This window comes from Streptomyces venetus (assembly GCF_039540295.1).
GTDB classification, from domain to species: domain Bacteria; phylum Actinomycetota; class Actinomycetes; order Streptomycetales; family Streptomycetaceae; genus Streptomyces; species Streptomyces venetus.
The window spans coordinates 774287-799806 of the sequence record NZ_BAABET010000001.1 but is presented as its reverse complement, the minus strand read 5'-3'; the positions used below and the strand labels follow the sequence as shown (position 1 = coordinate 799806).

The following is a 25520-nucleotide window of genomic DNA, read 5'->3' as shown; positions in this document are numbered from 1 at the left end:
GGGGCGGTGGTGGGCGGAGCGGGGGAGGGCGGCGGTGAGGCGGGAGGTGTGCCCGTGCCGGGTTCCGGAGTGGGAGTGGCGGGATCACCGGGCGCCGGGGGCTGCGCCGGTGAGGGCGGGGCTTGGGTCGTCGGAGCCGCTGGTTCCGCGGGGCCGGGGGAGGCCGGTGCGCCCGCCGGCGGGTTTCCTGGCACGAGGAAGGAGACGAGGGGAGGGCCGGGCGTGGTGAGCTGCGGACCGAGCAGGGCGCCGGGGCCGACCGCCGAAGGACCGCCGGGCTCCGAGCCGTTCGACGCCGGTGGCCGGCCGGGTGCCTGGGGCGTCCCGCCCGGGAGGTGGGGGTCCGGTGCGGCGGGTGCGGCCATGTCGCCGGGCAGGAGCGCCCCCGGCGCGAAGGGCGTCGCTCCCATCAGGCTCAGTCCCAGTACCGCCATGTACGTGGCCGCGCAGGCGGCCAGCCCGTAGCCGGCGCGCCGCAGGTTCCGCGCACGCCGACCGGAGGAGTCGACGAACACAGGGAGGCCCGGATCACTCGACGCTTCCTGCCTCGAATGTCCCGGATTGGCACGATTAAGCACCATAAGGCTCAGCGTACGCCGCCCCAGGACGGGGTCCGGCAAGAATTTCTTACTCCGCCGTGCAACCCTTTCCGTCCCCCGAGGGTCGTAGTGGGTGTCAGGACTTCTGGAGGGGGATCTGGGGGGATCGCGGGGAGTTCCTGACGGGAGGGGAAAAGCCGAGGGGGCCCGGTCGACGGACCGGGCCCCCTCGAAACCGTTCCGGGGTTCAGAAGAAGACCCCGCACCTGAGCAGCACGTTCGCGTACGGCCGTGCCTCGCCCGTGCGGACCACCAGCCGGGCCCCGGCCGACAGTTCCTTGAGCCGCTCGTGCGAGACGAGGTCCACCCCGGGCAAGCGCGCCTTCAGCAGCTCCGACGCCTCCGGATTGGCCTGCCGCACCTCGGCCGCCGCCGTCGCCCCCTCGATCACCAGCTCGGCCAGCAGCCCGTCCAGCACCTCGGCGAACGCCGGCACCCCGGCCCGGAAGGCCAGGTCCACGACCCGGGGCCCGTCGGGGATGGGCATGCCCGCGTCGCACACCAGCACCCCGTCCCCGTGGCCGAGTTCGGCCAGCGCACCGGCGAGATGACGGTTCAGTATCCCGGTCCTCTTCATGCCCCGGCGACCTCCGCCGCCGTGGGGAAGGACGCCTGGGCGCCCTCCTTCGTCACCGTGACCGCCCCGACCCGCGCCGCGTACGCCGCCGCCTCCGCCAGGGACTCGCCCGCCCCCAGCCGGAAGGCCAGCGCCGCGGTGAACGCGTCGCCCGCGCCGGTCGTGTCCACGGCGTCCACCTTCACCGCCGGAACCCGGGAGACACCCGCCGCGGAGGCCACCAGCGCACCCTCCCCGCCCAGGGTGACCACCACCGACCGCGGACCCTTCGCGAGCAGTATCCGAGCCCAGTCCTCGGGGTTGTCCCCCACGGCCGACGCGCCGAGGATCACCCTCGCCTCGTGCTCGTTGACGATCAGCGGGTCGCAGGCCGCCAGCACCTCCCCGGGCAGGGGCCGCGGCGGCGAGGGGTTCAGGACGAAACGGCTGTCCGGCGCCAGGGTCCGCACGACCTCCACCACCGTCTCCAGCGGGATCTCCAGCTGCGCCGAGACCACCCGGGAGCTCTGGAACAGGCACGCGGCCGCGCTCACGTCCTCGGGGGTCAGCCGGCCGTTCGCGCCCGGCGAGACGACGATGCTGTTGTCCCCGGACGGGTCGACCGTGATCAGTGCGACCCCGGTCGGGGCACCGCCCACCAGGACACCCACCGTGTCGACGCCGGACTCCCGCTGCGAGTCCAGCAGCAGTCTGCCGTGGGCGTCGTCGCCGACCCGGGCCAGCAGTGCCGTACGGGCCCCGAGCCGGGCGGCCGCGACCGCCTGGTTGGCGCCCTTGCCGCCCGGGTGGACGGCCAGGTCGGAGCCGAGCACGGTCTCGCCGGCACCGGGCCGGCGCTCGACACCGATCACCAGGTCGGCGTTGGCCGACCCCACGACCAGGAGGTCGTAGTCGTACATGAGTTGTCTCCCCACGTGAGTGACATGGCCGGGCGGTCGCCACACGCCAGGTGTGACCGCCCGGCCGTTCCCCGATGTCAGCCGCTGAAGCCGGCCACGTTCTCCTTGGTGACCACCTTCACCGGCACCTTCACGGTCTCCTCGACCTTCTTGCCCTCCAGTGCCCGCAGGGCGTTGTCCACGGCGATCTTCCCGAGCTGGGACGGCTGCTGCGCCACCGACGCGTACAGCGTGCCGCCCTCGACCGCCTTCAGTCCGTCAGGCGTGCCGTCGAAGCCGACCACCGGGACCGACTTCCCCGCCTTGGGACCCAAGGCCTTGATCGCACCGAGCGCCATCTCGTCGTTGGCGGCGATGACACCCTGCACGTCCGGGTGGGCCTGGAGCAGGTTCGACATCACGTCGAGGCCCTTGGTGCGGTCGAAGTCGGCGGGCTGCTGGGCCACGACCTTGATGCCCGGGTAGGCCTTGAGGCCGTTCGCGAAGCCCTGCGCGCGCTCCCGGGCCGCGGAGGTGCCCGCCTGGCCCTGGAGGATCACGATCTTGCCCTTGCCGCCCAGCTTCTCGGCGATCGACTTGGCGGCGAGCTCACCACCGGCGACGTTGTCCGAGGCGACCAGCGTGTCCAGCTTGGCGTTGTTGACCACCCGGTCCACGGCGACGACCGGGATGTCCGCCTTGTCGGCGGCCTTCACCGAGTTGCTCGCGGCGTCCGAGTCGACCGGGTTGACGATGATCGCGCCGAGCCCGGAGCTGGTGAAGTTCTGCAACTGGTTGGCCTGCTGGGAGGCGTCGTTCTGGGCGTCCGTGACGGTCAGGTCCACGCCCAGCTTCTTCGCCTCGGCCTGGGCGCCCGCCCGGATCTGCACGAAGAAGGGGTTGTTGAGGGTGGACAGCGACAGGCCCATCTTCGGGCTGCTCGTGGCGGAGGAGCCGTTGTGCAGGAAGGACGTGGCGCCGACGATCGCGACGGTGACGACGGCCGCGAGCCCGTAGGTCGCCGCCTGCCTGCCCTTGCCTCCCTGAGACGCGCCGGCGGCCCCCGGCGTCGCCCCCGCCTTGCGCCGCAGCGTGTCGAACAGCACCGCCAGCGCGATGACGACGCCGATGACGACCTGCTGCCAGAACGCCGACACGTTCAGCAGGTTCAGCCCGTTGCGCAGCACGGCCAGGATCAGCGCGCCGACCAGCGTGCCGGACGCCTTGCCGGTACCACCGGCCAGGGACGCCCCGCCGATGACGACCGCGGCGATCGCGTCCAGCTCGTAGCCGTCGGCAGCCTGCGGCTGCGCGGAGGAGAGCCGGGCGGCGAGCACCACACCCGCGACGGCGGCGAACACGCCGGAGAAGGCGTAGATGGCGAGCTTCTGCCTCTTCACGCGCAGGCCGGACAGCCGTGCGGCCTCCTCGTTGCCGCCGATCGCGTACATCGAGCGGCCGATGTAGGTCCGGCCGAGCACGAACGCGGCGACGAGCCCCATCACGATCATCACGAGCACCGGCACCGGCAGCCAGCCGCCGAGCGTGTCCCCGAGGTGCGAGACCGAGCCGGGCAGGGCGATCGGCGAGCCCTCGGAGATCACCAGGGACAGACCGCGCGCCACCGACAGCATGGCCAGCGTCGCGATGAACGGCGGCAGCTTGCCGTAGGAGATCAGGATGCCGTTGACCAGGCCGCACACGACACCGGTCGCTATGGCCAGCAGGACGGCGGCGAACACCGGGACGCCGGCCGACGTGGCGCTCCACGCGAGCACGGTGGCCGACAGCGCGGCGACCGAGCCGACCGACAGGTCGATGCCCGCCGAGACGATCACGAAGGTGACGCCGAAGGCGAGGACGGCGGTGACGGCGGCCTGCACACCGACGTTGAGGAGGTTGTCGGTCGTCAGGAAGTCGCCGGACAGCGCCGACATCGCGACGACGAGGACGATCAGCGCGGTGAGCGCTCCGTTGTCGAGCAGCAGGCGGCGCAGGCCGCCCGAGGCGGCTCCCGCGCCCGTCGTGCTCTTGAGCGTGTCAGTGGCCACGGGAGGCCTCCTTGTCAGTGCTGGGGTTGCTTACGGCGAGCGCCATCACGGCGTCCTGGGTCGCCTCGTCGGCGGAGAGTTCGCCCGCGATCCGCCCCTGGGCCATCACCAGCACCCGGTCGCTCATACCGAGCACCTCGGGCAGATCGCTGGAGATCATCAGGACGGCCGCCCCGGCGGCGGTGAGTTCGTTGACGAGCTGGTAGATCTCGACCTTGGCGCCGACGTCGATCCCGCGCGTCGGCTCGTCGAGGATCAGCACCTTGGTCTCGGCGAGCAGCCACTTGCCGATGACGACCTTCTGCTGGTTGCCGCCGGACAGGGTGCGCACGTGCTGGCCGAGGCCCGCCATCCGCACGCCGAGCTGCTTGGCGATCCGCTCGGCGGCCTCGCGCTGGCCCTTGAGGTCGACGAGCCCCGCGCGGGTGGCCGAGCGCAGCGTCACCAGCCCGAGGTTCTCCTCGACCGACGCGTCCAGCACCAGGCCCTGGCCCTTGCGGTCCTCCGGGATGAGGCCGATGCCCGCGGACATCGCCGCGTTGACGTCGTGCTTGGCGACCGAGGCGCCGGAGACCTTCACGGCCCCCTTGTCGTACGGGTCCGCCCCGAACACGGCCCGCACGACCTCGGTACGGCCCGCGCCGACCAGCCCCGCGATGCCGACGACCTCACCGGCGCGCACCTCGAAGCTGACGTCGTGGAAGACACCGTCCCGGGTCAGCCCCTCGACGGTGAGCAACGCGGCGCCCCGGTCGGCCCGTTCGCGCGGGTACTGCTGCTCGATCGACCGCCCCACCATGAGCCGTACGAGCTCGTCCTCCGGGGTGGAGGCCGGGACCTGCCCGACGCTCCTGCCGTCCCGGATGACCGTCACCCGGTCGCCCAGGGCGGCGATCTCCTCCAGGTGGTGGGTGATGAACACGATCCCGACGCCGTCCTCGCGCAGCGTGCGCACGATCGCGAAGAGCTTCTCGACCTCCTCGGAGGTCAGCACGGCGGTCGGCTCGTCCATGATCAGCACCCGCGCCCGGAGGCTGAGCGCCTTGGCGATCTCGACCATCTGGAGCCGCGCGATGCCGAGTTCCCGGACTCGCGCGCGGGGCGACACGTGCACACCGACCCGCTTCAGCAGGACCTCGGCGTCGGCCTCCATCCGCTTGCGGTCGATCATCCCGAAGCGGCGCGGCTGCCGCCCCAGGAAGATGTTCTCGGCGACCGTCAGATCCGGCACCAGGTTGAACTCCTGGTAGATGGTGGCGATCCCGAGCCGCTCGGAGTCCTGCGCACCCTGGATGCGCGTCTCCTCGCCGCCCACCAGGATCCGCCCGCCGTCGGGCGTGTAGGCGCCGGAGAGCATCTTGATCAGCGTGCTCTTGCCGGCACCGTTCTCACCGAGCAGGACGTGCACCTCGCCCCGGCGCAGGTCGAAGTCGACGCCGTCCAGCGCGACCACCCCCGGGAAGGTCTTCCGTATGCCCTCGATGCGCAGCAACTCGTCCGCGTCGCTCACGTCGTGCTCCTTTGCACTTGGGTGGGGTTCTCGCCGCACGAGCGGCGTACGACGAGCCGGGCGGGGAGGGTGACGGACGCGCCGGGCCGCCCTTCGATCCGGTCGACCAGCGCGCGCACCGCGGCACGCCCCAGCTCGCCCGTCGGCTGGGCGATCGCGGTGACCGGCGGATCGGTGTGCACGAACCACGGGATGTCGTCGAACGCGGCCAGCGCGACGTCGTCCGGCACGCGCAGGCCACGCGCGCGTACGGCGTCCAGCGCGCCGAGCGCCATCAGGTTGTCGGCGGCGAACACGACCTCGGGCGGCTCGGCCAGGTCGAGGAACCCCTCGGTGACCCGGCGCCCGCTCTCGGCCTGGAAGTCGCCCTGCCCTATGTAGGCGCCGGGCAGTTCGAGTCCGAACGCGGCGAGCGCGTCCCGGAAGGCGTCCACACGCTCCCGGCCGGTCGTGGTCGCCGCCGGCCCGGCGATGATCGCCACCCGCCGGTGCCCGAGTCCGTGCAGGTGCGCCACGAGGTCCCGCACGGCGGCCCGCCCGTCCGACCGCACCACGGGCACGTCCACACCCGGGATCCACCGGTCCACGAACACCATGGGCGTCCCGGCCCGCGCGGCGTCCAGCATCAGCGGCGAGCCGCCGTCGGTGGGGGAGACGAGCAGCCCGTCGATCCGCCGGTCCAGCAGGTTCCGCACGTGGTGGTCCTGGAGGTCGGGCCGCTCGTCGGCGTTGCCGATGATCACGCTGTAACCGAGCGCGCGGGCCTCCTCCTCGACGGAGCGGGCCAGTTCCGTGAAGTAAGGGTTCATCACGTCGCTGATGACCAGGCCGAGGGTGTGGGTCTGGTCGGTGCGCAGGGAGCGGGCGACGGCGTTCGGGCGGTAGCCCAGGGCCTCGACGGCGGCCAGCACGCGTGCGCGTGCCTCGGCGCTGACCGACGGGTGGTCGTTCAGGACGCGCGAGACCGTGGCGACGGAGACCCCCGCCTCGGCAGCGACGTCCTTGATGCTCGCCATCGCCGCTCCACCTCCTTGTGGAACCGGAGCCCGTCCCGGACTCCGTGGAATCGATTACATCGACGGGTGGATGGAATCGATTACACGGCGGTAAATCAAGACCCCGGCGGCACCTCGAAACCGGATCGTGATGTCGCGGGGGCCTCCCGGGCGGTTCAGGGTGGGAAGAGGAGGCCCTTTTTTTCGAACTGCCGATGAGTTCTGCCGGCGGGAGCGGTCTCACCCTCATCGACCACAGAAGGAGATCCCCGTGACGCAACTGCTGCGCGTGCAGAACTTCAACGTCTCCAGCGACGGATTCGGCGCCGGTGAGGGCCAGAGCCTGGAGCGGCCGTTCGGCCACGCCGACCCCGCGACGATGTTCGCGTGGGCCGGGGCCACGGCGAGCTGGCCCAACCGCACCGACCCGGGCGGGAGCCGCGGCCTCGACGACTACCTGGTGCGCGACTTCCACCACAACATCGGCGCCGAGATCATGGGCCGCAACAAGTTCAGCCCCCAGCGCGGCCCCTGGCGGGACCACGAGTGGAAGGGCTGGTGGGGCGACGAACCCCCCTTCCACACGCCGGTGTTCGTCATGACCCACCACGAGCGCCCGTCGTTCACGCTCTCCGACACCACGTTCCACTTCGTCGGCGGCACCCCGGCCGAGGTCCTGGAACGGGCGCGGGAGGCCGCGCAGGGCAAGGACGTCCGGCTCGGCGGCGGCGCCACCGTCGTCCGGCAGTTCCTCGACGCCGATCTGGTCGACACGCTGCACGTGGCGGTCTCGCCGGGGGTGAAGCTCGGGTCCGGTTCACGGCTCTGGGAGTCGCCCGAGGAACTGCTCGACCGCTTCCACTGCGATGTCGTGCCGAGCCCGAGCGGGGTGACGCACCACTTGTTCTGGAGGAAGTGAGGCGCCGGGTGGGGGGGCTGCCGACCGGCGGGCACGCGGTGGTGAGCTGATCAGCTCAGCGCCGGTGCCGCCGACGGCGGCGGCTTCGCGTGCCGCGAGGCAGGACAGGGAGGCATGGCAGGGAGGCAGGGGGAGGGGGCCTGTCAGTGTGTGCTCACCGGCAGGTGCGTCTCCGCCTCGTCCGTGGGCGAGCCGGTTGCCGATCGGCCCACGGTGACGAGGGTCAGGGCGATACCGGCGGCCACCACGAGGATGCCGACGGCGAACCAGATGGCGTCGGCGTAGCCGTGGACCATGCCCTCCAGCCGGACGACCTGCTGCTGGGACCGGCTGGTCGCGCCGGCGATGTGGTCGGCGACGTAGGCCGTGGTCGCCGAGGCGGCGATGGTGTTCAGCAGGGCGGTGCCGATCGCGCCGCCGACCTGCTGGGAGGTGTTGACCATGGCGGAGGCGACGCCGGCGTCGCGGGCCTGGACGCCGTAGGTGGCCAGGGACATGGCCGGCATGAACGCCGTTCCGATGCCCAGGCCGAGGAGCAGCTGCGCGGGCAGGAGCAGCCCGGTGTAGGAGGAACCGGTCTCCAGCTGGGTGAGCAGGAGCATGCCGGCCGCCGCGGTGAGGAAGCCGGGCCCCATCAGCAGGCGTGGCGCGACCCGGGGCATGAGGCGGGCGCCGATCTGGGTGGATCCCGCGATCATGCCCGCGATCAGCGGCAGGAAGGCGAAGCCGGTCCTGACCGGCGTGTATCCCTTGACGACCTGTAGGTAGTAGGTGAGGAAGAGGAACATGCCGAACATGGCGATGATGGCGAGGCCGAGGGAGAGGTAGACGCCGCCGCGGTTGCGTTCGGTGATCACGCGCAGGGGCAGCAGCGGGGCCTTGACGCGGGCCTCGGTGACGACGAAGGCGAGCAGCAGGACCGCGGAGGCGCTGAACAGGCCGATGGTCACGGCGTCGCTCCAGCCGTCGGATTCGGCACGGGTGAAGCCGTAGACCAAGGAGACCAGGCCCAGCGCGGACAGGAGCACGCCGGGGATGTCGAGCGGGGAACGGTTGCGGCCGCCTTCGGGCTCGCGGATGACGAGCCAGGTGCCGGCCGCGGCGACGAGGGCGAACGGGATGTTCACGAAGAACGTCCAGCGCCAGTCGAGGTATTCGGTGAGGAAGCCGCCGAGGATCAGGCCGACGGCGCCGCCTCCGCCGGAGATCGCTCCGTAGATGCCGAACGCCCGGGCGCGTTCCCTGGCGTCCGTGAACATGACGGCGAGCAGGGACAGCGCGGCGGGGGCGAGGACCGCACCGAACAGGCCTTGGAGGGCGCGGGCTCCGAACATCGTCGCGCCGGTGGTGGCCACGCCACCGAGCGCGGAGGCGGCGCCGAAGCCGAGGAGGCCGATGAGGAAGGCGCGCCTGCGGCCCCACAGGTCGGCGATCCGGCCGCCGAACAGGAGCAGACCGCCGAAGGCGAGGGCGTAGGCGGTGACCACCCACTGCCGGTTGCCGTCGGAGATGCCCAAGTCGGCCTGGGCGGAGGGCAGGGCGATGTTCACGATGGTCGCGTCGAGCACGACCATGAGCTGCGCGAGCGCGATGAAGACGAGCGCCCTCCAGCGGTTGGCATTTCCGCTCGGGCCGGGGGAGAGTTCCGTACCCGCGGGACGCGAGGTGTTCGGCGTCGCCGGCGGGGGCGGGGTTTCAGCGATTCAGCACGCGGCCGGGGCGGGCGGGCCGCGGTGCGGATGAGCGGGGGGCACGGGGCTGTCGGTGACGCCGGGCCCGGCCAGGATCAGGTGGGCAGGCCGGTGGCGCGGGAGATGACGCTGTCGAAGGCACGGTCGGACACGATGCGGCGCAGGGCGATGAGGGGGCGGGCCCCGAAGCCGGTGGCGTAGCGGGTCTTGGGGCGGCGGGCGGTGACGGCCTTGCCGATGGCGTCGGCGATGACCTGGGGCGGGGAGTTGCGCTTGGCGTTGGCCTCGGAGCGCAGGGAGGAGGCCACGGCCTCGGCCTGCTCGGCGTAGGCGCCGGCGGCGGAGGACTTCTCCAGCCGGTCGGCGGCGATGCCGCCCCACTCGGTGGCGATGCCGCCGGGCTCGATGACGACGACGTCGATACCGAACGGCTTGGCCTCCAGGCGCAGGCAGTCGCTGAGGGCTTCGAGGGCGAACTTGGTGCCGTGGTACCAGCCGCCGAGCGGGGTGTAGATCTTGCCGCCCATGGACGTGATGTTGACGATCGTGCCGGAGCGCTGGGCGCGCATGTGCGGCAAGGTCAGCTGGGCCAGGCGCATGGCACCGAAGACGTTGACCTCGAACTGGCGGCGGGCCTCGTCCATCGGGACGTCCTCGATGGCGCCGTAGGAGCCGTAGCCGGCGTTGTTGACCAGCACGTCGATGCGTCCGGTCTCCGCGACGACCCGGTCGAGGCCGGCGCGCATGGAGGCGTCGTCGGTGACGTCCATGGCCAGCGTACGGATGCCGCGTTCGGCCAGCTTCTCCAGGCGGTCGGTGCGGCGGGCGGCGCCGTAGACGGTGTACCCCAGGGACTGGAGCTTGAGGGCGGTGGCCTCACCGATGCCGGAAGAGGCGCCGGTGACGAGAGCGGTCTTGGCGGTCATGAGGACTTCCTGTCAGAGTAAGATGAACTTCGGTTCACTATCCATCATGAACCCCGGTTCACGTTAATGCAAGCCGAGACGCCCACCGCAGGAGAGCCCATGGCCCAGACCCGAGCGCCGCGCGCCGACGCGGTCCGCAACCGCAAGAAGATCCTCGACGCCGCCCGCGAACAGATCACCTTGCGCGGCCCCGACGCCGGAATGGATGAGATCGCCGCCGCGGCGGGCGTGGCCGTGGGCACCCTGTACCGGCACTTCCCCACCAAGACCGACCTGGTCGCCGCGGTGGTCGCCGAATACACGACGCACGTCGCCGAAGTCGCCGAGGCCGCCCGTGAACGCCTCGCGACCGGCACTCGCGCTGTGGACGAGATCACCGACTTCCTTGCCCACGTCACCGAGGCGACCGCCACCAATCACGCCGTCAAGGCCGCCGCCCGCGCCCTCGGCGCCGACCCCGTCGACCGGGACGCCGAAGCCCGCGCCGGCGCCGCACTGGCCGCGCTGATCCAGGCGGGCCAGGCCGACGGCGACCTCCACCAGGACGTCACCGTCGACGACTTCTACCTGCTCTTCAGCACGGCCCCCACCGACCAGCCACCCGCCGCCCGTGCCCGCTGGCTCGCTCTCGTCCTCACCGGCCTGACCACGCACACGCGAACCGGAGACACCGGGATCGCCTCGTGACCGACCGCCCTCCGAGGGCGGCCGGGCAGCCACGGCGTACGACCGTACGGACAGCCCGATGCGGCGACCAGGCCACCGGTCCTGCGTCGGCCGCCGCGCTCGTCGGAGCGTGAGCCCGCATGTGGAGCGTCCGGGACACCAGGGACTCCGCCCACCTGGGCTGTTGCGGTCGGGAAGCGCCCGATCGCTCCACTCGCCGCCCGATCACTCGGCCGCGAGCTGATCCGCCCAGACGTAGCTCGCGGGCAGCAGCTCGCTGATCGGGACCGTCCGGGCGCCGTCGCCCGAGCCGACGATGACCTCGAGGCCCGGGAAGTAGTCCAGAAGGACCTGTCGGCAGCGGCCGCACGGCGGGACGACGCCCCGGCCCCGGTCGCCCACGGCGACGATCGTGTCCAGTTCGTACGCGCCCTGGGCGGCGGCCGCGCCGATGAGGGCCAGCTCGGCGCAGGGGCCTCCCGTGAAGTGGTAGACGTTCACCGCGCTGACGATCCTTCCGTCCCGGGCACGGGCCGCGGCCGCCACGGTGTGGTGGTCGCCCCGGCAGCGCGTCTCGGCGACCTGCGTCGCGGCCCGGATGAGTTCGTGGTCGACGGGGTCGTGCTGCGTGGTCATCGTCTCCGCTCTCGTCGGGGTGTCAGTCGTGGTCGGGCCGACTGGTTGTCGTGCTCCGCAGGTCGCCATGGAGGCGGGCGACCATCGCACACACGAGCGGCATGACCAACGGGGGCAGCAGAAGCAGGGCCACCGCGGTCGGCAGGATCTTCACCAGCACACCGGTGATCCACACGTTGTCGTCGCTCAGCCACAGCATGCCGAGCCCGGCGAAGTGCGCCAGGGGAGCCGCCGCGTACCGGGCGAGCCAGAAGAAGAGCACGGCACCCCCGGTGAGCAGCGCGCCCACGCCGAGCGTGCGCCACCGTGCCCGGCGGGTCAGTACCCAGGAGCGGTGCAACGCCACGAACGGGGAACGTCGCTCCAGCACCGACTCGGCGGTGGCCCCCGAGAGGCGGAAGTACAGCAGCGGGCCGAGACAGCCGACGGCGATCGGTAGCACCCATCCCACCAGCGTGTACTGCGGGGTCGCGGTCTCACCCAGCGGTGTGGGCTCGACACCGGGCACCGCGCTGCCCTCGACGAGGGACCACCACATCAGAGCCGCCAACTCGACGGCGCCGACGGCGAGCCCCGTCAGCGCGTTGACCGCGAGGGCGCCGGGGAAGCGCCGGCGGGTGCGCCGCCACAACTCGCGGGTCGTCAGGGGGCTGCCGTCACGCCCGGCGTGGGAGTCGGCGACGGCGTACGCGGTGTGCAGGACGGACACGACGAGGAGGGCCAGGACGAACAGCAGCAGCATCACCACGGCACCGACCCGTACCAGCGGGTCCAGGCCGCCGTCGGCGTAGGCCACATAGGAGTCCTCGTTGGCGATGTTGCGGTCGGCGTACTCCCGGACAGCCTCGAAGCCGTCCCATGCCGCCGCGAACCCCCCGGCCACGATCACGCAGCCGAGCACGGCCGTCAGGGCGGACACGTGGAGGGTGAAGCCGTACAGCGCCCGGCGGTGGCGCCCGAGGACGTCCAGCGCCCCGCCCACGCCCAGTGCCCCACCGACGCTGCCACCCGGCTGGTTCCCGTCGTGCGCCATGGCCCGGCCCCACCTCCCGCATCACTGCCGGCCAAGATCCACCGATCCGGCAAACCCTAGACGCCGCCCTCGGACGCGGCCTCCCGTACCCCCGTCAGAAAGCCCCGGATCGCGGCCAGTTCCCGCTCGTCGTACTCCCGCAACAGGCCCACCGCACGGTCGATCAAAGGGCCGAAGTGCTGCCGGCCGAGGGCGATCGCCCGCTCGTCCACCTCGATGACGACCTTGCGGCGGTCCCGTTCACCGCGCACCCGCCGCACATGCCCGGCCCGCTCCAGCCGGTCGACCAGCGCCGTGGTCCCGGCCGAGTTCAGCCCGAGCGCCGCACCGAGTTGCCCCGCCGTGGTCTCCGTGCCCGCACGGGCGGCGTCCATCAGGACGATCAGCGCCCGCACATCGGTGGGGTGCATGCCGTTGCGCTGGGCGAACCGAGCACTGTGCCGCCCCAGGTCGACGACCACCGCGCGCAGCAGATGGACGATCTCCATCTCGGGCCCCTGCCCGCCCCCCTCGTCCTCCTGGTCGGACACGGGTCGCCTCCCCTAGCATCTCGCTCAACAAGTATCTTGTTCGGCGAGATAATAGGGGTCCTGGCTCATGAGCGCTCGCGGTACGTACGACATGGACGGCTTCCTCGCCGCCTACGACAGGGTCATGGCCAAGTGGCCCACGGCGCGGGAGAGCGCGACCGTGCCCACGCCCTTCGGCGCGACGCACGTCAACATATGCGGCCCGGCCGACGGCCCCCCGCTCCTCCTGCTGCCGGGCGGCGGAAGCCCCACCTCCGCGTCCTGGTACCGGCAGGCCGCCGAACTGTCCCACGTCCACCGGCTGTACGCCGTCGACCTGATCGGCGCCCCGGGCCGCAGCACCCCGGACCCCGGCCGCCACCCCCGTACCACCGCCGACCTCGTGACCTGGCTGGACGCGGTCCTCAAGGGACTCGGCCTCGCGGAGACCGACCTGGGCGGACACTCGTACGGCGCCTGGATCGCGCTCCAGTACGCCCTGCGCGCACCCCACCGGGTACGCCGGCTGGTCCTCCTGGACCCCACCCAGTGCTTCGCCAAGCTGAAGACGACCTACGGGCGGCACGCCCTGCGGATGCTGATGCGGCCCACGCCCCGCAAGGTGAGGACCTTCCTGGAGTGGGAGACCGGGGGCGCCCCCCTCGACCCCGACTGGCTCGCCCTCCAGGAGGCGGCCGCCGGCTTCCCCGCCGTGCGGCCGGTGGTGGGCCCGCGCTCGAAGCAGGGCGCGCTGCGCGCCCTGGACCTGCCGGTCCTCGTCCTCCTCGCCGAACGCAGCCGAACCCACGACCCCGCCAAGGTGGCCGCCCGCGCCGGGAAACTGCTGCCCCACGTCACGACGGCCACATTGCCGAACGTCTCCCACCACGCCCTGCCGCACGCGGCCCCGCCCGAAGCGAGCCGCCGCATCAGCGACTTCCTGGTCCGGTCGGGGGGTTGAGCGGCCAGGGCCGGAGGGCGGCCCGGCTGTCGTACCCCACCGGTACCGTCGGATCATGCCCAAGCAGACGGGGAACCCCACCGCCGAAGAGCCGCGGCGGCTCGCCGTGCTCGAAGGCGTCCTCGAGCGGATCACGTACGCCAACGAGGAGAACGGCTACACGGTCGCCCGGGTGGACACCGGCAGAGGCGGCGGCGACCTGCTCACGGTCGTCGGGGCACTGCTCGGCGCCCAGGTGGGGGAGTCCCTGCGCATGGAGGGCCGTTGGGGATCACACCCCCAGTACGGCAAGCAGTTCCACGTGGAGAACTACACGACCGTCCTCCCGGCCACCGTTCAGGGCATCCGCCGCTACCTGGGCTCCGGCCTGGTCAAGGGCATCGGCCCGGTCTTCGCCGACCGCGTCACCCAGCACTTCGGCCTGGACACGCTGCGGATCATCGAGGAGGAGCCCAAACGGCTCATCGAGGTCCCCGGCCTGGGCCCCAAGCGGACGAAGAAGATCGCCGACGCCTGGGAGGAACAGAAGGCCATCAAGGAGGTCATGCTCTTCCTCCAGACGGTCGAGGTGTCCACGTCCATCGCGGTGCGCATCTACAAGAAGTACGGCGACGCCTCCATCTCCGTCGTGAAGAACCAGCCCTACCGGCTCGCCGCCGACGTCTGGGGCATCGGCTTCCTCACCGCCGACAAGATCGCCCAGAGCGTGGGCATCCCGCACGACAGTCCGGAGCGGGTCAAGGCGGGCCTGCAGTACGCGTTGTCGCAGTCCACCGACCAGGGCCACTGCTTCCTCCCCGAGGAGCAGCTGATCAAGGACGCGGTGAAGCTCCTCCAGGTCGACACCGGCCTGGTCATCGAGTGCCTCGCCGAGCTGGCCGAGCCCCCGGAGGACGGCGAGGACCCCGGCGTCGTGCGGGAGAAGGTCCCGGGACCGGACGGCGGGGAGCCCGTCACCGCGATCTACCTCGTCCCCTTCCACCGCGCCGAACTCTCCCTCTCCGCCCAGCTGCTGCGCCTGCTGCGCACCGGGGAGGACCGGATGCCGGGCTTCCGGACGGTGGCCTGGGACAAGGCCCTCGGCTGGCTGAGAACGCGCACCGGCGCCGACCTCGCGCCGGAGCAGCAGGCCGCCGTCCAGCTGGCGCTGACCGAGAAGGTCGCCGTCCTCACCGGCGGCCCCGGCTGCGGCAAGTCCTTCACCGTCCGCTCGATCGTGGAGCTGGCCCGCGCCAAGAAGGCCAAGGTCGTGCTCGCCGCCCCGACCGGCCGGGCCGCCAAGCGGCTGTCCGAGCTCACCGGCGCCGAAGCCTCCACCGTGCACCGCCTGCTGGAGCTGAAGCCCGGCGGCGACGCGGCCTACGACCGGGACCACCCGCTGGACGCCGACCTGGTGGTGGTCGACGAGGCCTCCATGCTGGACCTGCTCCTCGCCAACAAGCTGGTCAAGGCGGTGCCCCCGGGCGCCCATCTGCTCTTCGTCGGTGACGTGGACCAGCTGCCGAGCGTGGGCGCCGGCGAAGTCCTCCGCGACCTCCTGGCCGACGGCAGCCCCGTTCCCGCGGTGCGGCTCACCCGGGTCTTCCGGCAGGCCCAGCAGTCGGGCGTGGTGACGAACGCGCACCGGATCAACGCCGGTCAGCACCCGGTCACCGAGGGCATGAAGGACTTCTTCCTGTTCGTCGAGGACGACACGGAGGAGGCCGGCCGGCTCACCGTGGACGTGGCCGCCCGTCGCATTCCGGCAAGGTTCGGTCTCGACCCGCGCCGGGACGTGCAGGTCCTCGCCCCCATGCACCGGGGCCCGGCGGGCGCCGGCACCCTCAACGGCCTGTTGCAACAGGCCGTCACCCCGGGCCGGCCCGACCTGCCGGAGAAGAGGTTCGGCGGACGGGTCTTCCGGGTCGGCGACAAGGTCACCCAGATTCGCAACAATTACGAGAAGGGCAAGAACGGTGTCTTCAACGGCACCGTCGGCGTGGTCACCTCGCTCGACCCGGTCGACCAGCGCCTGACGGTGCTGACGGACGAGGACGAGGAGGTGCCGTACGAGTTCGACGAGCTCGACGAGCTGGCTCACGCGTACGCCGTGACCATCCACCGCTCCCAGGGCAGCGAGTACCCGGCGGTCGTCATCCCGGTCACCACGGGCGCCTGGATGATGCTCCAGCGGAACCTGCTGTACACGGCCGTCACCCGGGCCAAACAGCTGGTCGTCCTCGTCGGTTCGCGCAAGGCGATCGGCCAGGCGGTGCGTACGGTGTCGGCGGGCCGTCGGTGCACGGCACTCGACTTCCGGCTCACCTCCCAGAAAAATGATCGATCAAATGAGTCGTGAAGGTCACAAGCCACTTCCAGATGGGGAACACAGGGGGCAGGATGAGCAAGTTGACGGCACTCAGTGCCGCCGATAGGCCCGATGGTCGACCCCGAGTGCACTCTCCTGAGCCGAGTGGGGGATGGTAGAGACAGTCAGGGCACCTCGAAGATGAGGCACAACGTCGGTGAGGGAAGACGTGAGCGACAACTCTGTAGTACTGCGGTACGACGGCAACGAGTACACCTACCCGGTGATCGACAGCACCGTCGGTGACAAGGGCTTCGACATCGGCAAGCTCCGCGCCCAGACCGGTCTGGTGACGCTGGACAGCGGTTACGGCAATACCGCCGCTTACAAATCCGGCGTCACCTATCTGGACGGCGAAGCGGGCATCCTGCGCTACCGCGGCTACCCGATCGAGCAGCTGGCCGAGCGCTCCACCTTCCTGGAGGTCGCCTACCTGCTGATCAACGGCGAGCTGCCGAGCGTCGACGAGCTCTCGACGTTCAAGAACGACATCACGCAGCACACCCTGCTGCACGAGGACGTCAAGAACTTCTACAAGGGCTTCCCGCGCGACGCCCACCCGATGGCCATGCTGTCGTCGGTCGTCTCGGCGCTGTCCACCTTCTACCAGGACAGCCACAACCCGTTCGACGAGCGTCAGCGCAACCTCTCCACGATCCGTCTGCTCGCCAAGCTCCCGACGATCGCGGCGTACGCGTACAAGAAGTCGATCGGCCACCCGTTCGTCTACCCGCGCAACGACCTCGGCTACGTCGAGAACTTCCTCCGCATGACCTTCTCGGTCCCCGCGCAGGAGTACGAGCTCGACCCGATCGTGGTCTCCGCGCTCGACAAGCTGCTGATCCTGCACGCGGATCACGAGCAGAACTGCTCGACCTCCACGGTCCGTCTGGTCGGCTCCTCGCAGGCGAACATGTTCGCCTCGATCTCCGCCGGCATCAACGCGCTGTGGGGCCCGCTGCACGGCGGCGCCAACCAGTCCGTGCTGGAGATGCTGGAGGGCATCCGCGACAGCGGCGGCGACGTCGACACCTTCATCCGCAAGGTGAAGAACAAGGAGGACGGCGTCCGCCTGATGGGCTTCGGCCACCGGGTCTACAAGAACTTCGACCCGCGCGCCAAGATCATCAAGGCCGCCGCGCACGACGTGCTGTCCGCGCTCGGCAAGTCCGACGAGCTGCTGGACATCGCGCTGAAGCTGGAGGAGCACGCGCTCTCCGACGACTACTTCGTCGAGCGCAGCCTCTACCCGAACGTCGACTTCTACACCGGCCTGATCTACCGGGCCATGGGCTTCCCGACCGAGATGTTCACGGTCCTGTTCGCCCTCGGCCGGCTGCCGGGCTGGATCGCCCAGTGGCACGAGATGATCAAGGAGCCGGGTTCCCGCATCGGCCGCCCGCGCCAGATCTACACGGGCGTGGTCGAGCGCGACTTCGTGCCCGTCGAGGAGCGCTGAGGCGCCGTACCGCTCGGGCCCTCGTATCCGGCTTCCGGGTGCGGGGGCTCTCGCGTACCCGGCTGCACAGAAGCCGCGGAGAAAAAGAAGGCGCCCCGAGCGTCGGTCCCCCCACGGGCCGACGGCCAGGGCGCCTTCCCAGTCCCGGTACGGATTCCCCCCACGGGATCCGGCCGGGCGTCTGTGAGGACAGCGCCTGAATCGCTGTGAGCACAACGAGCAAAACTCGCTGTACTTCGGTTGTGTGCGGTCTGCCGGGACAGCGCACGACCGGGAGGGCCGCTCAAAGCTTCCCGGTGTACGTGTCCCGGCAACGCTCCCCCAAGCTCTCAACTTCGTTCGAGCAGGGAGGTACCCCCACCCGGAGGAGTCCCCCAAGACACCTCCAGATGCCCGGTAACGCCCCCCAAGACGTTGCCTGGCATCGTCAACTTAGACCTTCGAACCCCTTCGATGGTTACGTTCACATCACTGTGATCTGCGTCTCTTGCTTATGTCCGCAAGATGCACAAGAGCCCGGATATGCCGCCCGGGGCTCAAGCGTAAGGATGATGCGCGCGCCTTGTGAAGAGCTTATGTGAGCCGGGCCCGGGACTCCAGAGGGGCTCATATCACGTTCGCCGTGAACTTAGGTTGAATTCAGGGGACTTCACCGGAATGTCCGCAGTCGCAGACTGTTCGTGACGACGAAAACCGAGGAGAACGCCATCGCCGCACCGGCGATCATGGGGTTCAGCAGGCCCGCGGCGGCCAGCGGCAGCGCGGCCACGTTGTAGCCGAAGGCCCACACGAGGTTGCCCTTGATCGTGCCCAGCGTCCGGCGGGACAGCCGGATCGCGTCGGCGGCCACCCGCAGGTCACCCCGGACCAGCGTCAGATCGCCCGCCTCGATCGCGGCGTCCGTGCCGGTGCCCATGGCCAGGCCCAGGTCCGAGGTGGCCAGCGCGGCGGCGTCGTTGACGCCGTCGCCCACCATGGCGACGACCCGCCCCTCGGCCTGCAACTTCCGTACGGCGTCGACCTTGTCCTCGGGCAGGACCTCCGCCACCACCCGGTCGATCCCGACGGCCTTCGCCACCGCCTCGGCCACCGCCCTGTTGTCCCCGGTCAGCAGCACCGGAGTGAGCCCCAGGGCGCGCAGCTCGCGCACCGCCTCGGCGCTGGTCTCCCTGACCGCGTCGGCCACGGCCAGGACGGCCCGCGCCCTCCCGTCCCAGCCGGCCAGGACGGCCGTACGTCCGACCCGCTCGGCCTCGTCCCGCGCCCGGGCCAGCTCCACCGGCACCTCGTCGAAGAGCCGCCCCACGGCGACCTCACGGCCCTCCACACGACCGCGGACGCCCCGCCCGGGGACGTTCTCGAAGTCCTCGACCTCCGGGAGCTGTCCGGCCCTCTCCTCGGCGCCCAGCGCGATCGCGCGCGCCACGGGGTGCTCGGAGGCGTGTTCGACGGCGCCCGCGAGCCGCAGAACCTGCTTCTCGTCGTCGCCCTCGGCGACGTACACCTCCTGGAGGGTCATCCGGCCGGTGGTGACGGTGCCGGTCTTGTCGAGGACGACGGTGTCGATCCGGCGCGTGGACTCCAGCACCTCCGGGCCCTTGATGAGGATGCCGAGCTGGGCGCCGCGCCCCGTGCCGACCATCAGCGCGGTCGGCGTGGCCAGGCCCAGCGCGCAGGGGCAGGCGATGATCAGGACGGCGACGCCCGCGGTGAACGCGGTGACGTCGTCGCCGGTCAGCCCGAGCCACGCCCCGGCCGTGGCGACGGCGATCAGCAGGACCACCGGCACGAAGATCCCGGCGACCCGGTCGGCCAGCCGCTGCACCTCGGCCTTGCCGTTCTGCGCGTCCTCCACCAGCTTCGCCATCCGCGCGAGTTGCGTGTCGGCGCCGACCCGGGTGGCCTCGACGACCAGCCGGCCGCCCGCGTTGACCGTCGCGCCGGTGACCATGTCCCCGGCGGTGACGTCCACCGGCACCGACTCGCCGGTCAGCATCGAGGCGTCCACCGCCGAGACGCCCTCGACGACCGTGCCGTCGGTGGCGATCTTCTCGCCGGGCCGTACGACGAACCGGTCGCCCACGGCCAGCCGCTGCGCCGGGATCCGCACCTCGCGGCCGTCGCGGAGCACGGCCACGTCCTTGGCGCCCAGTTCCATCAGCGCCTTGAGGGCCGCTCCGGCGCGGCGCTTGGAACGGGCCTCCAGGTAGCGGCCCAGCAGGATGAAGGCGGTGACGCCGGAGGCGACTTCCAGGTAGATGGAGGAGGCGCCGTCGCCGCGCGTGACCGTGAGTTCGAAGGGGTGCCGCATGCCCGGCAGGCCGGCGTCGCCGAGGAACAGGGCCCAGAGGGACCAGCCGAACGCGGCCAGCGTGCCGAGGGAGACCAGCGTGTCCATGGTGGCGGCGCCGTGCCGCGCGTTCGTCCAGGCCGCCCGGTGGAACGGCAGCCCGCCCCAGACGACGACGGGCGCGGCGAGCGTGAGCGAGAGCCACTGCCAGTTGTCGAACTGGAGGGCGGGGATCATTGCCAGCAGCACGACGGGTATGGCGAGGGCGGCGGAGACGACCAGGCGCCCGCGGAGCGCCGACAGTTCCGGATCGTCGTCGGCGGCGGGCTCCTCCTCGCGTGCGGGCGCGGGCTCCTGTGCGGTGTACCCGGTCTTCACCACGGTCGCGATCAGGTCGGCGACCTCGGTGCCGGCGGGGTAGGCGACTCTGGCCTTCTCCGTCGCGTAGTTCACCGTCGCGGTGACGCCGTCCATGCGGTTGAGCTTCTTCTCGACGCGGGCCGCGCAGGACGCGCAGGTCATCCCGCCGATGAGCAGCTCGACCTCGGCGAGCGCGGGCTCGCCGTCCGTCGGCGCCGTGGCGGTGGTGCTGGTCATGTGCGTACTCCAGTCCGTACTCCGGGAGGCGGGCGCGCCCGGGAAGCGGAACGGGCCGTACGGGCCGGGGCGGCGGCGTACGGCCCGTACGTCGGTACGAGTGCCAGGTCTGGCGGGTCTCAGGCCCGGGCCTGAGGGGGTTCTGGCCGGCTCAGGCCCTGGCCGTCGGTCGGCTCAGGCCTCGTCGGCTCAAGCCTTGCCCGTCGGCCGGCTCAGGCCTTGCCCGCCAGCTCGAAGCCGGCCTCGTCGACGGCGGCGCGGACGGCCTCGTCGTCGAGCGGGGCCGCGGAGACGACGGTGACCTCGCCGGCCGAGGCGACGGCCGTCACCGAACTGACGCCCGGGATCTGGGAGATCTCGCCGGAGACGGCGCCCTCGCAGTGTCCGCAGCTCATTCCGCTCACCTTGTAGACGGCGGTGACGGATCCCGTGGTGTCGGTCTGGGCGGTCATGTCGTTACTCCTCGGGGAGACATGTGGGGCGGTGGGGGCCCATGAGGACCCCGCACTCCCTACTGTACCCCCAGGGGGTATCACTGGGTATCACCTCATGGCGTCCTGGGCCAGTGGTCTCAGGTAGCGCAGGAGGACGTCCTTCAGCTCCTGGACGTAGGCCTCCCGCTCGTCTCCCTCGTGAACCATGATCAGTTCCAGGCCCGCCATGTAGATGCCGACGCACATCCGGGCGGTGCGGGTGATCGTCGCGGCGGGGGCGCCGGGTGCGAACGGGGCGAGGGTCGCCTCGACCCGGGCGACCAGCGTCGCGTGCAGCGCCTCGTGCTCCTCGGCGATCCGTCCCGGGATGTCGGGGCCGTGCATCAGGGCGAAGAAGGCCGGGTAGCGGCAGCTGAAGTCGATGAAGCGGTCCACGGCCCCGGCGATCACCTCCTCGAGCGGGGTGGTCGCGGGGTCGATGGGGGTGAGGACCTCGTCGTACGACTGCCGCATCTCGTGCATGAGCCGGCTGCCCAGCTCGATCGCGATCGCTTCCTTGTTCGGGAAGAACTGGTACAGCGTCCCCGGCGAGACGCCCGCCTCGCGGGCGATGGCGTTGGTGCTGGCGGCCGTGTAGCCGGTGGTGGAGAAGACCGTGGCGGCGGCTTCGAGCAGCTGGGCGATACGGCGCTCGCCGCGGGCCTGGCGGCGGCGCGGCCGCTCCTCGGCTGCCGCCGTCGTCTCGGCGGACTTCTCGGTCGGCTTCTCGGACTTCTCGGGCACCCGTCATCCCCAGGTCTCGGAACACGATTGACAAATACGAGTGGGCGCTCGCATTCTGGAGTTCGCAAGAACGCGAGCGATCTCTCGTGTTTGCTCAGTCTATGGCAGCCCCGTGCTGCCGGGCTGCGCCTGGACACGGGTCACGGTGAAGGGGACACCGCACGATGACCGAAGTCAACACACCTCCGCGGGTCGGCGGCTGGACCCGTTTCGTGACCGCCCGGCCCAGGCTGTCGCTGCTGGTGGCGCTGGTGATCACCGCGCTCGCGGTGCTGGCCGGCAGTGGCGTCGCCGACCGGCTCGGAGCCGGCGGCTGGGAGGACCCGGCCGCCGAGTCCACCTACGCGACCAAGGCCCTGGAGCGCGAGTTCCCCGGCTCCCAGCCCAACATGCTGCTCCTGCTCGACGCGGGCGACGCCTCGGTCGACGATCCGGCCGTCGCCGCCGAGGCCCGGCGACTCACGGAGCGGCTGGCGAGCGAACGGGGCGTCACCGGCGTCGGCTCCTACTGGCAGTCCGGCACCCCGTCCCTGCGCGCCGAGGACGGTCACGAGGCGCTGATAGCCGCCCGGATCACGGGCGAGGAGAAGGCCGCGAGCGAGACCCTGGAGCGCATCGCGCCCCACTTCCGCGGCGCGCACGGCCCGGTCGAGGTCAGTGTCGGCGGCCCGGTCGCCGTGCGGCACGAGATGCAGACGATCATCCAGGAGGACCTGACCCGGGCGGAGCTCATCGCCCTGCCGGTGACACTCGTACTGCTGGTGATGGTCTTCGGCAGCGCCGTGGCGGCCCTGCTGCCGCTCGGCATCGGCATCGTCGCGATCCTCGGGACGAACGCGATCCTGCGTGGCCTCACGGAACTCACCGACGTGTCGGTGTTCGCCATCAACCTCACCACGGCCCTCGGCCTCGGCCTCGCCATCGACTACGCGCTGTTCATCGTCCGGCGCTTCCGCGAGGAACTCTCCACCGGCGCCGAGCCCTCGACCGCCATCGGCACGACCCTGCGCACGGCCGGCCGCACGGTGCTGTTCTCCGCCCTCACGGTCGCGGTCTCGCTGGCGGCGATGCTGGTCTTCCCGCAGTACTTCCTGCGATCCTTCGCCTACGCCGGGATCGCCGTCGTGCTGCTGGCCGCGGCGGCCGCGCTGATCCTGCTCCCGGCGGCGCTGACGCTGCTGGGCCACCGGGTCAACTCCCTGGACCTGCGCCAGGTGTTCCGGCGCGGGCGCCGGCCCGAACCCGCCGGGGAGGAAGGCAGGACCTGGGGGCGCGCGGCGGCGCTCGTCATGCGCCGTGCCCCGTTCTTCGCCCTCGGCACCACGGCCGTGCTGGTCCTGCTCGGACTGCCCTTCCTGGGCGTGAAGTTCGGCACCGCCGACGACCGCCAGCTGCCCTCGACCTCCGAGTCCCATGTCGTGCAGCAGCACATCAGGGAGGGCTTCCCGGGCAGCCCCGGCGGCGGCCTCGAAGTGCTCGCGGAGGGCCGCGCGACCGAGGCGCAGTACGGCGCCTACAAGGAGCGGATCGCCGGGCTGCCCGATGTGCTGCGGGTCGACGGGCCGCTGGTGAAGGGCGACTCGGCCTACTTCACGGTGCTGCCGAAGGGCGAGGCGGTCGACGGCCCGGCCCAGCGCCTCGTCGGTGACCTGCGCGAGGCCGACGCCCCCTTCGACACCAAGGTGACCGGCACGGCGGCCGTCCTGGTCGACTCCAAGGACGCCATAGGGGAACGCCTGCCGCTCGCGGCCGTCTTCATCACGATCGTCACCCTGCTCCTGGTCTTCCTCCTCACCGGCAGCGTGCTGATCCCGATCCAGGCGGTGGTGCTCAACGCGCTCAGTCTGACGGCCATGTTCGGCGCGGTCGTCTGGGTCTTCCAGGACGGCCACCTCTCCGGACTGCTCGGTTTCACCAGTCCGGGCTCCATAGAGACGACCCTCCCGGTCCTGATGTTCTGCGTGGCCTTCGGCCTGTCCATGGACTACGGCGTGTTCCTGCTCTCCCGCATCAAGGAGGAGTACGACCACACCGGCGACCACGACCAGGCCGTGCGCCACGGCCTCCGGCGCACCGGCGGGCTGATCACGGCGGCAGCGGTCATCCTGGCCGTGGTCATGGTCGCGATAGGCACCTCCCGGGTCACCAACACCAAGATGCTGGGCCTCGGTATCGCCCTGGCGGTCCTGATGGACGCGATGATCGTCCGCAGCCTTCTGGTCCCCGCGGTCATGCGCCTCACGGGCCGCGCCACCTGGTGGGCGCCCGGCCCCTTGCGCCGCTTCCACGAACGCTTCGGCCTGAGCGAGGCCGATCGAGAACCGGCGGGGGATGCGGAACGGGCGGGGGACACGGAAACGGCGGCGGACGCGGAAACGGCCCGGGACAAGGCCGAGGCCCGGCGCTGAGACGGCGGCGGACGCGGATCCGGCCCGGGACAAGGCCGAGGCCCGGCGCTGAAGCCCCGCGTCCGGGCCTTGCCGGCCACCGGTCCGCGCCCGGGGGCTAGCGTGCCCCCGAGGCGCGACCGACCGGGGCGCGACCCACCGGGGCGCGGGGACGGCCGGCGACCCCGGACGCGAACGGAAGGCGGGTAGGTCATGCGGGCCGTGGTGTTCGAGCGGTACGGGGAGCCGGCCGAGGTGCGGGACGTGGCGGATCCCGAACCCGCGGAGCACGGAGTCGTCGTGCGGGTGGAGGCCACGGGGCTGTGCCGCAGCGACTGGCACGGCTGGCAGGGCCACGATCCGGACATCGCGCTGCCGCACGTGCCGGGGCACGAACTCGCCGGAGTCGTCGAGGCGGCGGGCCCCCGGGTGACCCGATGGCGACCCGGCGACCGGGCCACCGTGCCGTTCATCTGCGCCTGCGGCACCTGCCCGTCCTGCGCGGCGGGCGACCACCAGGTGTGCGAGCGCCAGACCCAGCCCGGCTTCACGCACTGGGGCTCCTTCGCCCAGTACGTGGCGCTGGACCACGCCGACGTCAACCTCGTGCCGGTCCCCGAGGAGATGTCCTTCGCGACGGCGGCCTCGCTGGGCTGCCGGTTCGCCACGGCCTACCGGGCGGTGGTGCGGCAGGGCCGGGTCGCGGCAGGGGAGTGGGTCGCGGTGCACGGGTGCGGCGGGGTCGGCCTCTCGGCGGTGATGATCGCGGCGGCGTCCGGCGCGCGGGTCGTGGCCGTCGACGTGTCGGCCCGGGCCCTGGACCTGGCGCGGGAGTTCGGGGCGGCGCACTGCCTGGACGCGGCGTCCGTGGCGGACCCCGCGGCAGCGGTTCGTGACCTCACCGGCGGCGGCGCCCATCTCTCGCTCGACGCCCTGGGCTCTCCCGCCACCTGCGCCGCCTCCGTGAACGGACTGCGCCGCCGCGGCCGGCACGTCCAGGTCGGGCTGCTGCCCTCGCCGTCCGGCACGACCGCCGTGCCGATGGCCCGGGCGATCGCCCTGGAGCTCGAACTCCTCGGCAGCCACGGCATGGCCGCGCACTCCTACCCGCCGATGCTGGAGCTGGTCCGCGGCGGCGTGCTCCGCCCCGACCTGCTGGTGACGTCCACGATCCCGCTGGGCGAGGCCCCGGCCGCCCTGGCGGCGATGGGAGCGGCACCGGGAGCGGGAGTGACGGTCATCGAGCCCTGGAGCTGACGCCGCAAGAGGCAG

The 25520-nt window shown here is 71.7% G+C and carries 20 protein-coding genes; 7 read left to right on the top strand and 13 right to left on the bottom strand.

All coding sequences use genetic code 11. The annotated features are described in order from the left end of the window. Positions 1 to 786 precede the first annotated feature (786 nt). The 5 genes from rbsD to ABEA82_RS03445 all read right to left on the bottom strand — a co-directional run bounded on the left by rbsD (position 787) and on the right by ABEA82_RS03445 (position 6631). On the bottom strand, positions 787 to 1176 hold the full coding sequence (gene rbsD, locus ABEA82_RS03465) for a D-ribose pyranase (protein ID WP_345659833.1): 390 nt from the start codon (positions 1174 to 1176) through the stop codon (positions 787 to 789). Continuing rightward, entirely contained in the window at positions 1173 to 2075 is a 903-nt protein-coding gene (locus tag ABEA82_RS03460) for a ribokinase (protein WP_345659832.1), read from the bottom strand. Before ABEA82_RS03460 ends, rbsD begins: the two co-directional genes overlap by 4 nt. A 77-nt stretch (positions 2076 to 2152) precedes the next feature. Continuing rightward, positions 2153 to 4105 carry an ABC transporter permease/substrate-binding protein gene (locus ABEA82_RS03455; protein WP_345659831.1) on the bottom strand — a complete coding sequence of 651 codons (1953 nt, stop codon included), beginning with the start codon at positions 4103 to 4105 and terminating at the stop codon, positions 2153 to 2155. Next, positions 4095 to 5615: a sugar ABC transporter ATP-binding protein gene (locus ABEA82_RS03450; protein WP_345659830.1), complete on the bottom strand. Its 1521-nt coding sequence runs from the start codon at positions 5613 to 5615 to the stop codon at positions 4095 to 4097. The genes ABEA82_RS03455 and ABEA82_RS03450 overlap by 11 nt, the downstream gene beginning before the upstream one ends. Further along, the gene (locus tag ABEA82_RS03445) at positions 5612 to 6631 is read right to left on the bottom strand and encodes a LacI family DNA-binding transcriptional regulator (RefSeq protein WP_345659829.1); all 1020 of its coding nucleotides are present in this window, start codon (positions 6629 to 6631) and stop codon (positions 5612 to 5614) included. Before ABEA82_RS03445 ends, ABEA82_RS03450 begins: the two co-directional genes overlap by 4 nt. Positions 6632 to 6881: 250 nt before the next feature. Here ABEA82_RS03445 and ABEA82_RS03440 point away from each other — a divergent pair, with 250 nt between their 5' ends. Further along, entirely contained in the window at positions 6882 to 7529 is a 648-nt protein-coding gene (locus ABEA82_RS03440) for a dihydrofolate reductase family protein (RefSeq protein ID WP_345659828.1), read from the top strand. A gap of 143 nt (positions 7530 to 7672) precedes the next feature. Here ABEA82_RS03440 and ABEA82_RS03435 read toward each other — a convergent pair whose 3' ends face one another. Together ABEA82_RS03435 and ABEA82_RS03430 are read right to left on the bottom strand one after the other, a co-directional pair. Next, positions 7673 to 9121 carry an MFS transporter gene (locus tag ABEA82_RS03435; protein WP_345660116.1) on the bottom strand — a complete coding sequence of 483 codons (1449 nt, stop codon included), beginning with the start codon at positions 9119 to 9121 and terminating at the stop codon, positions 7673 to 7675. A gap of 194 nt (positions 9122 to 9315) precedes the next feature. Further along, complete coding sequence (locus ABEA82_RS03430) at positions 9316 to 10146, bottom strand: oxidoreductase (protein WP_345659827.1); 831 nt, start codon at positions 10144 to 10146, stop codon at positions 9316 to 9318. A gap of 99 nt (positions 10147 to 10245) precedes the next feature. On the opposite strand from ABEA82_RS03430, the gene ABEA82_RS03425 reads away from it, so the two are divergent. Then, positions 10246 to 10833: a TetR/AcrR family transcriptional regulator gene (locus tag ABEA82_RS03425; protein WP_345659826.1), complete on the top strand. Its 588-nt coding sequence runs from the start codon at positions 10246 to 10248 to the stop codon at positions 10831 to 10833. Positions 10834 to 11037: 204 nt separating this feature from the next. Here the strand turns inward: ABEA82_RS03425 and ABEA82_RS03420 are convergent, their stop codons facing one another. Genes ABEA82_RS03420 through ABEA82_RS03410 form a run of 3 tightly spaced genes read right to left on the bottom strand, consistent with a single transcriptional unit; the run spans position 11038 to position 12969 of the window. Next, positions 11038 to 11448: a cytidine deaminase family protein gene (locus ABEA82_RS03420; protein ID WP_345659825.1), complete on the bottom strand. Its 411-nt coding sequence runs from the start codon at positions 11446 to 11448 to the stop codon at positions 11038 to 11040. 22 nt (positions 11449 to 11470) lie between these two features. Next, positions 11471 to 12481 (bottom strand): hypothetical protein, encoded by a 1011-nt coding sequence (locus ABEA82_RS03415; protein ID WP_345659824.1) that lies wholly within the window; start codon positions 12479 to 12481, stop codon positions 11471 to 11473. 56 nt (positions 12482 to 12537) lie between these two features. Next, positions 12538 to 12969: a MarR family winged helix-turn-helix transcriptional regulator gene (locus tag ABEA82_RS03410; RefSeq protein ID WP_345660115.1), complete on the bottom strand. Its 432-nt coding sequence runs from the start codon at positions 12967 to 12969 to the stop codon at positions 12538 to 12540. Positions 12970 to 13078: 109 nt separating this feature from the next. On the opposite strand from ABEA82_RS03410, the gene ABEA82_RS03405 reads away from it, so the two are divergent. The 3 genes from ABEA82_RS03405 to ABEA82_RS03395 all read left to right on the top strand — a co-directional run bounded on the left by ABEA82_RS03405 (position 13079) and on the right by ABEA82_RS03395 (position 17757). Next, on the top strand, positions 13079 to 13951 hold the full coding sequence (locus ABEA82_RS03405) for an alpha/beta fold hydrolase (RefSeq protein WP_345659823.1): 873 nt from the start codon (positions 13079 to 13081) through the stop codon (positions 13949 to 13951). 55 nt (positions 13952 to 14006) lie between these two features. Further along, entirely contained in the window at positions 14007 to 16289 is a 2283-nt protein-coding gene (gene recD2 / locus ABEA82_RS03400; protein WP_345659822.1) for an SF1B family DNA helicase RecD2, read from the top strand. Between the two features lie 178 nt (positions 16290 to 16467). After that, positions 16468 to 17757: a citrate synthase gene (locus ABEA82_RS03395; protein ID WP_345659821.1), complete on the top strand. Its 1290-nt coding sequence runs from the start codon at positions 16468 to 16470 to the stop codon at positions 17755 to 17757. A gap of 649 nt (positions 17758 to 18406) precedes the next feature. Here ABEA82_RS03395 and ABEA82_RS03390 read toward each other — a convergent pair. The 3 genes from ABEA82_RS03390 to ABEA82_RS03380 form a co-directional block, all read right to left on the bottom strand. Continuing rightward, positions 18407 to 20644, bottom strand: a complete 2238-nt coding sequence (locus ABEA82_RS03390; protein ID WP_345659820.1) for a heavy metal translocating P-type ATPase — start codon at positions 20642 to 20644, stop codon at positions 18407 to 18409. Between the two features lie 212 nt (positions 20645 to 20856). Beyond that, positions 20857 to 21096, bottom strand: a complete 240-nt coding sequence (locus tag ABEA82_RS03385) for a heavy-metal-associated domain-containing protein (protein ID WP_345659818.1) — start codon at positions 21094 to 21096, stop codon at positions 20857 to 20859. A gap of 90 nt (positions 21097 to 21186) precedes the next feature. After that, positions 21187 to 21861, bottom strand: a complete 675-nt coding sequence (locus ABEA82_RS03380) for a TetR/AcrR family transcriptional regulator (protein WP_345659817.1) — start codon at positions 21859 to 21861, stop codon at positions 21187 to 21189. 164 nt (positions 21862 to 22025) lie between these two features. On the opposite strand from ABEA82_RS03380, the gene ABEA82_RS03375 reads away from it, so the two are divergent. Both ABEA82_RS03375 and ABEA82_RS03370 read left to right on the top strand, forming a co-directional pair. After that, positions 22026 to 24269, top strand: coding sequence for an MMPL family transporter (locus ABEA82_RS03375; protein ID WP_345659816.1), 2244 nt, complete (start codon positions 22026 to 22028; stop codon positions 24267 to 24269). Between the two features lie 192 nt (positions 24270 to 24461). Continuing rightward, positions 24462 to 25505, top strand: a complete 1044-nt coding sequence (locus tag ABEA82_RS03370) for a zinc-dependent alcohol dehydrogenase family protein (RefSeq protein WP_345659815.1) — start codon at positions 24462 to 24464, stop codon at positions 25503 to 25505. Positions 25506 to 25520: the final 15 nt, after the last annotated feature.

Excerpts from the sequence above, each read along its gene's own strand:
- recD2 (WP_345659822.1), top strand. The coding sequence starts at position 14,007 with ATGCCCAAGCAGACGGGGAACCCCACCGCCGAAGAGCCGCGGCGGCTC.
- ABEA82_RS03420 (WP_345659825.1), bottom strand. The coding sequence starts at position 11,448 with ATGACCACGCAGCACGACCCCGTCGACCACGAACTCATCCGGGCCGCG.
- ABEA82_RS03385 (WP_345659818.1), bottom strand. The coding sequence starts at position 21,096 with ATGACCGCCCAGACCGACACCACGGGATCCGTCACCGCCGTCTACAAG.
- ABEA82_RS03460 (WP_345659832.1), bottom strand. The coding sequence starts at position 2,075 with ATGTACGACTACGACCTCCTGGTCGTGGGGTCGGCCAACGCCGACCTG.
- ABEA82_RS03410 (WP_345660115.1), bottom strand. The coding sequence starts at position 12,969 with ATGGAGATCGTCCATCTGCTGCGCGCGGTGGTCGTCGACCTGGGGCGG.
- ABEA82_RS03370 (WP_345659815.1), top strand. The coding sequence starts at position 24,462 with ATGCGGGCCGTGGTGTTCGAGCGGTACGGGGAGCCGGCCGAGGTGCGG.
- ABEA82_RS03390 (WP_345659820.1), bottom strand. The coding sequence starts at position 20,644 with ATGACCAGCACCACCGCCACGGCGCCGACGGACGGCGAGCCCGCGCTC.
- ABEA82_RS03415 (WP_345659824.1), bottom strand. The coding sequence starts at position 12,481 with ATGGCGCACGACGGGAACCAGCCGGGTGGCAGCGTCGGTGGGGCACTG.
- ABEA82_RS03430 (WP_345659827.1), bottom strand. The coding sequence starts at position 10,146 with ATGACCGCCAAGACCGCTCTCGTCACCGGCGCCTCTTCCGGCATCGGT.
- ABEA82_RS03425 (WP_345659826.1), top strand. The coding sequence starts at position 10,246 with ATGGCCCAGACCCGAGCGCCGCGCGCCGACGCGGTCCGCAACCGCAAG.
- ABEA82_RS03445 (WP_345659829.1), bottom strand. The coding sequence starts at position 6,631 with ATGGCGAGCATCAAGGACGTCGCTGCCGAGGCGGGGGTCTCCGTCGCC.
- rbsD (WP_345659833.1), bottom strand. The coding sequence starts at position 1,176 with ATGAAGAGGACCGGGATACTGAACCGTCATCTCGCCGGTGCGCTGGCC.
- ABEA82_RS03375 (WP_345659816.1), top strand. The coding sequence starts at position 22,026 with ATGACCGAAGTCAACACACCTCCGCGGGTCGGCGGCTGGACCCGTTTC.
- ABEA82_RS03405 (WP_345659823.1), top strand. The coding sequence starts at position 13,079 with ATGAGCGCTCGCGGTACGTACGACATGGACGGCTTCCTCGCCGCCTAC.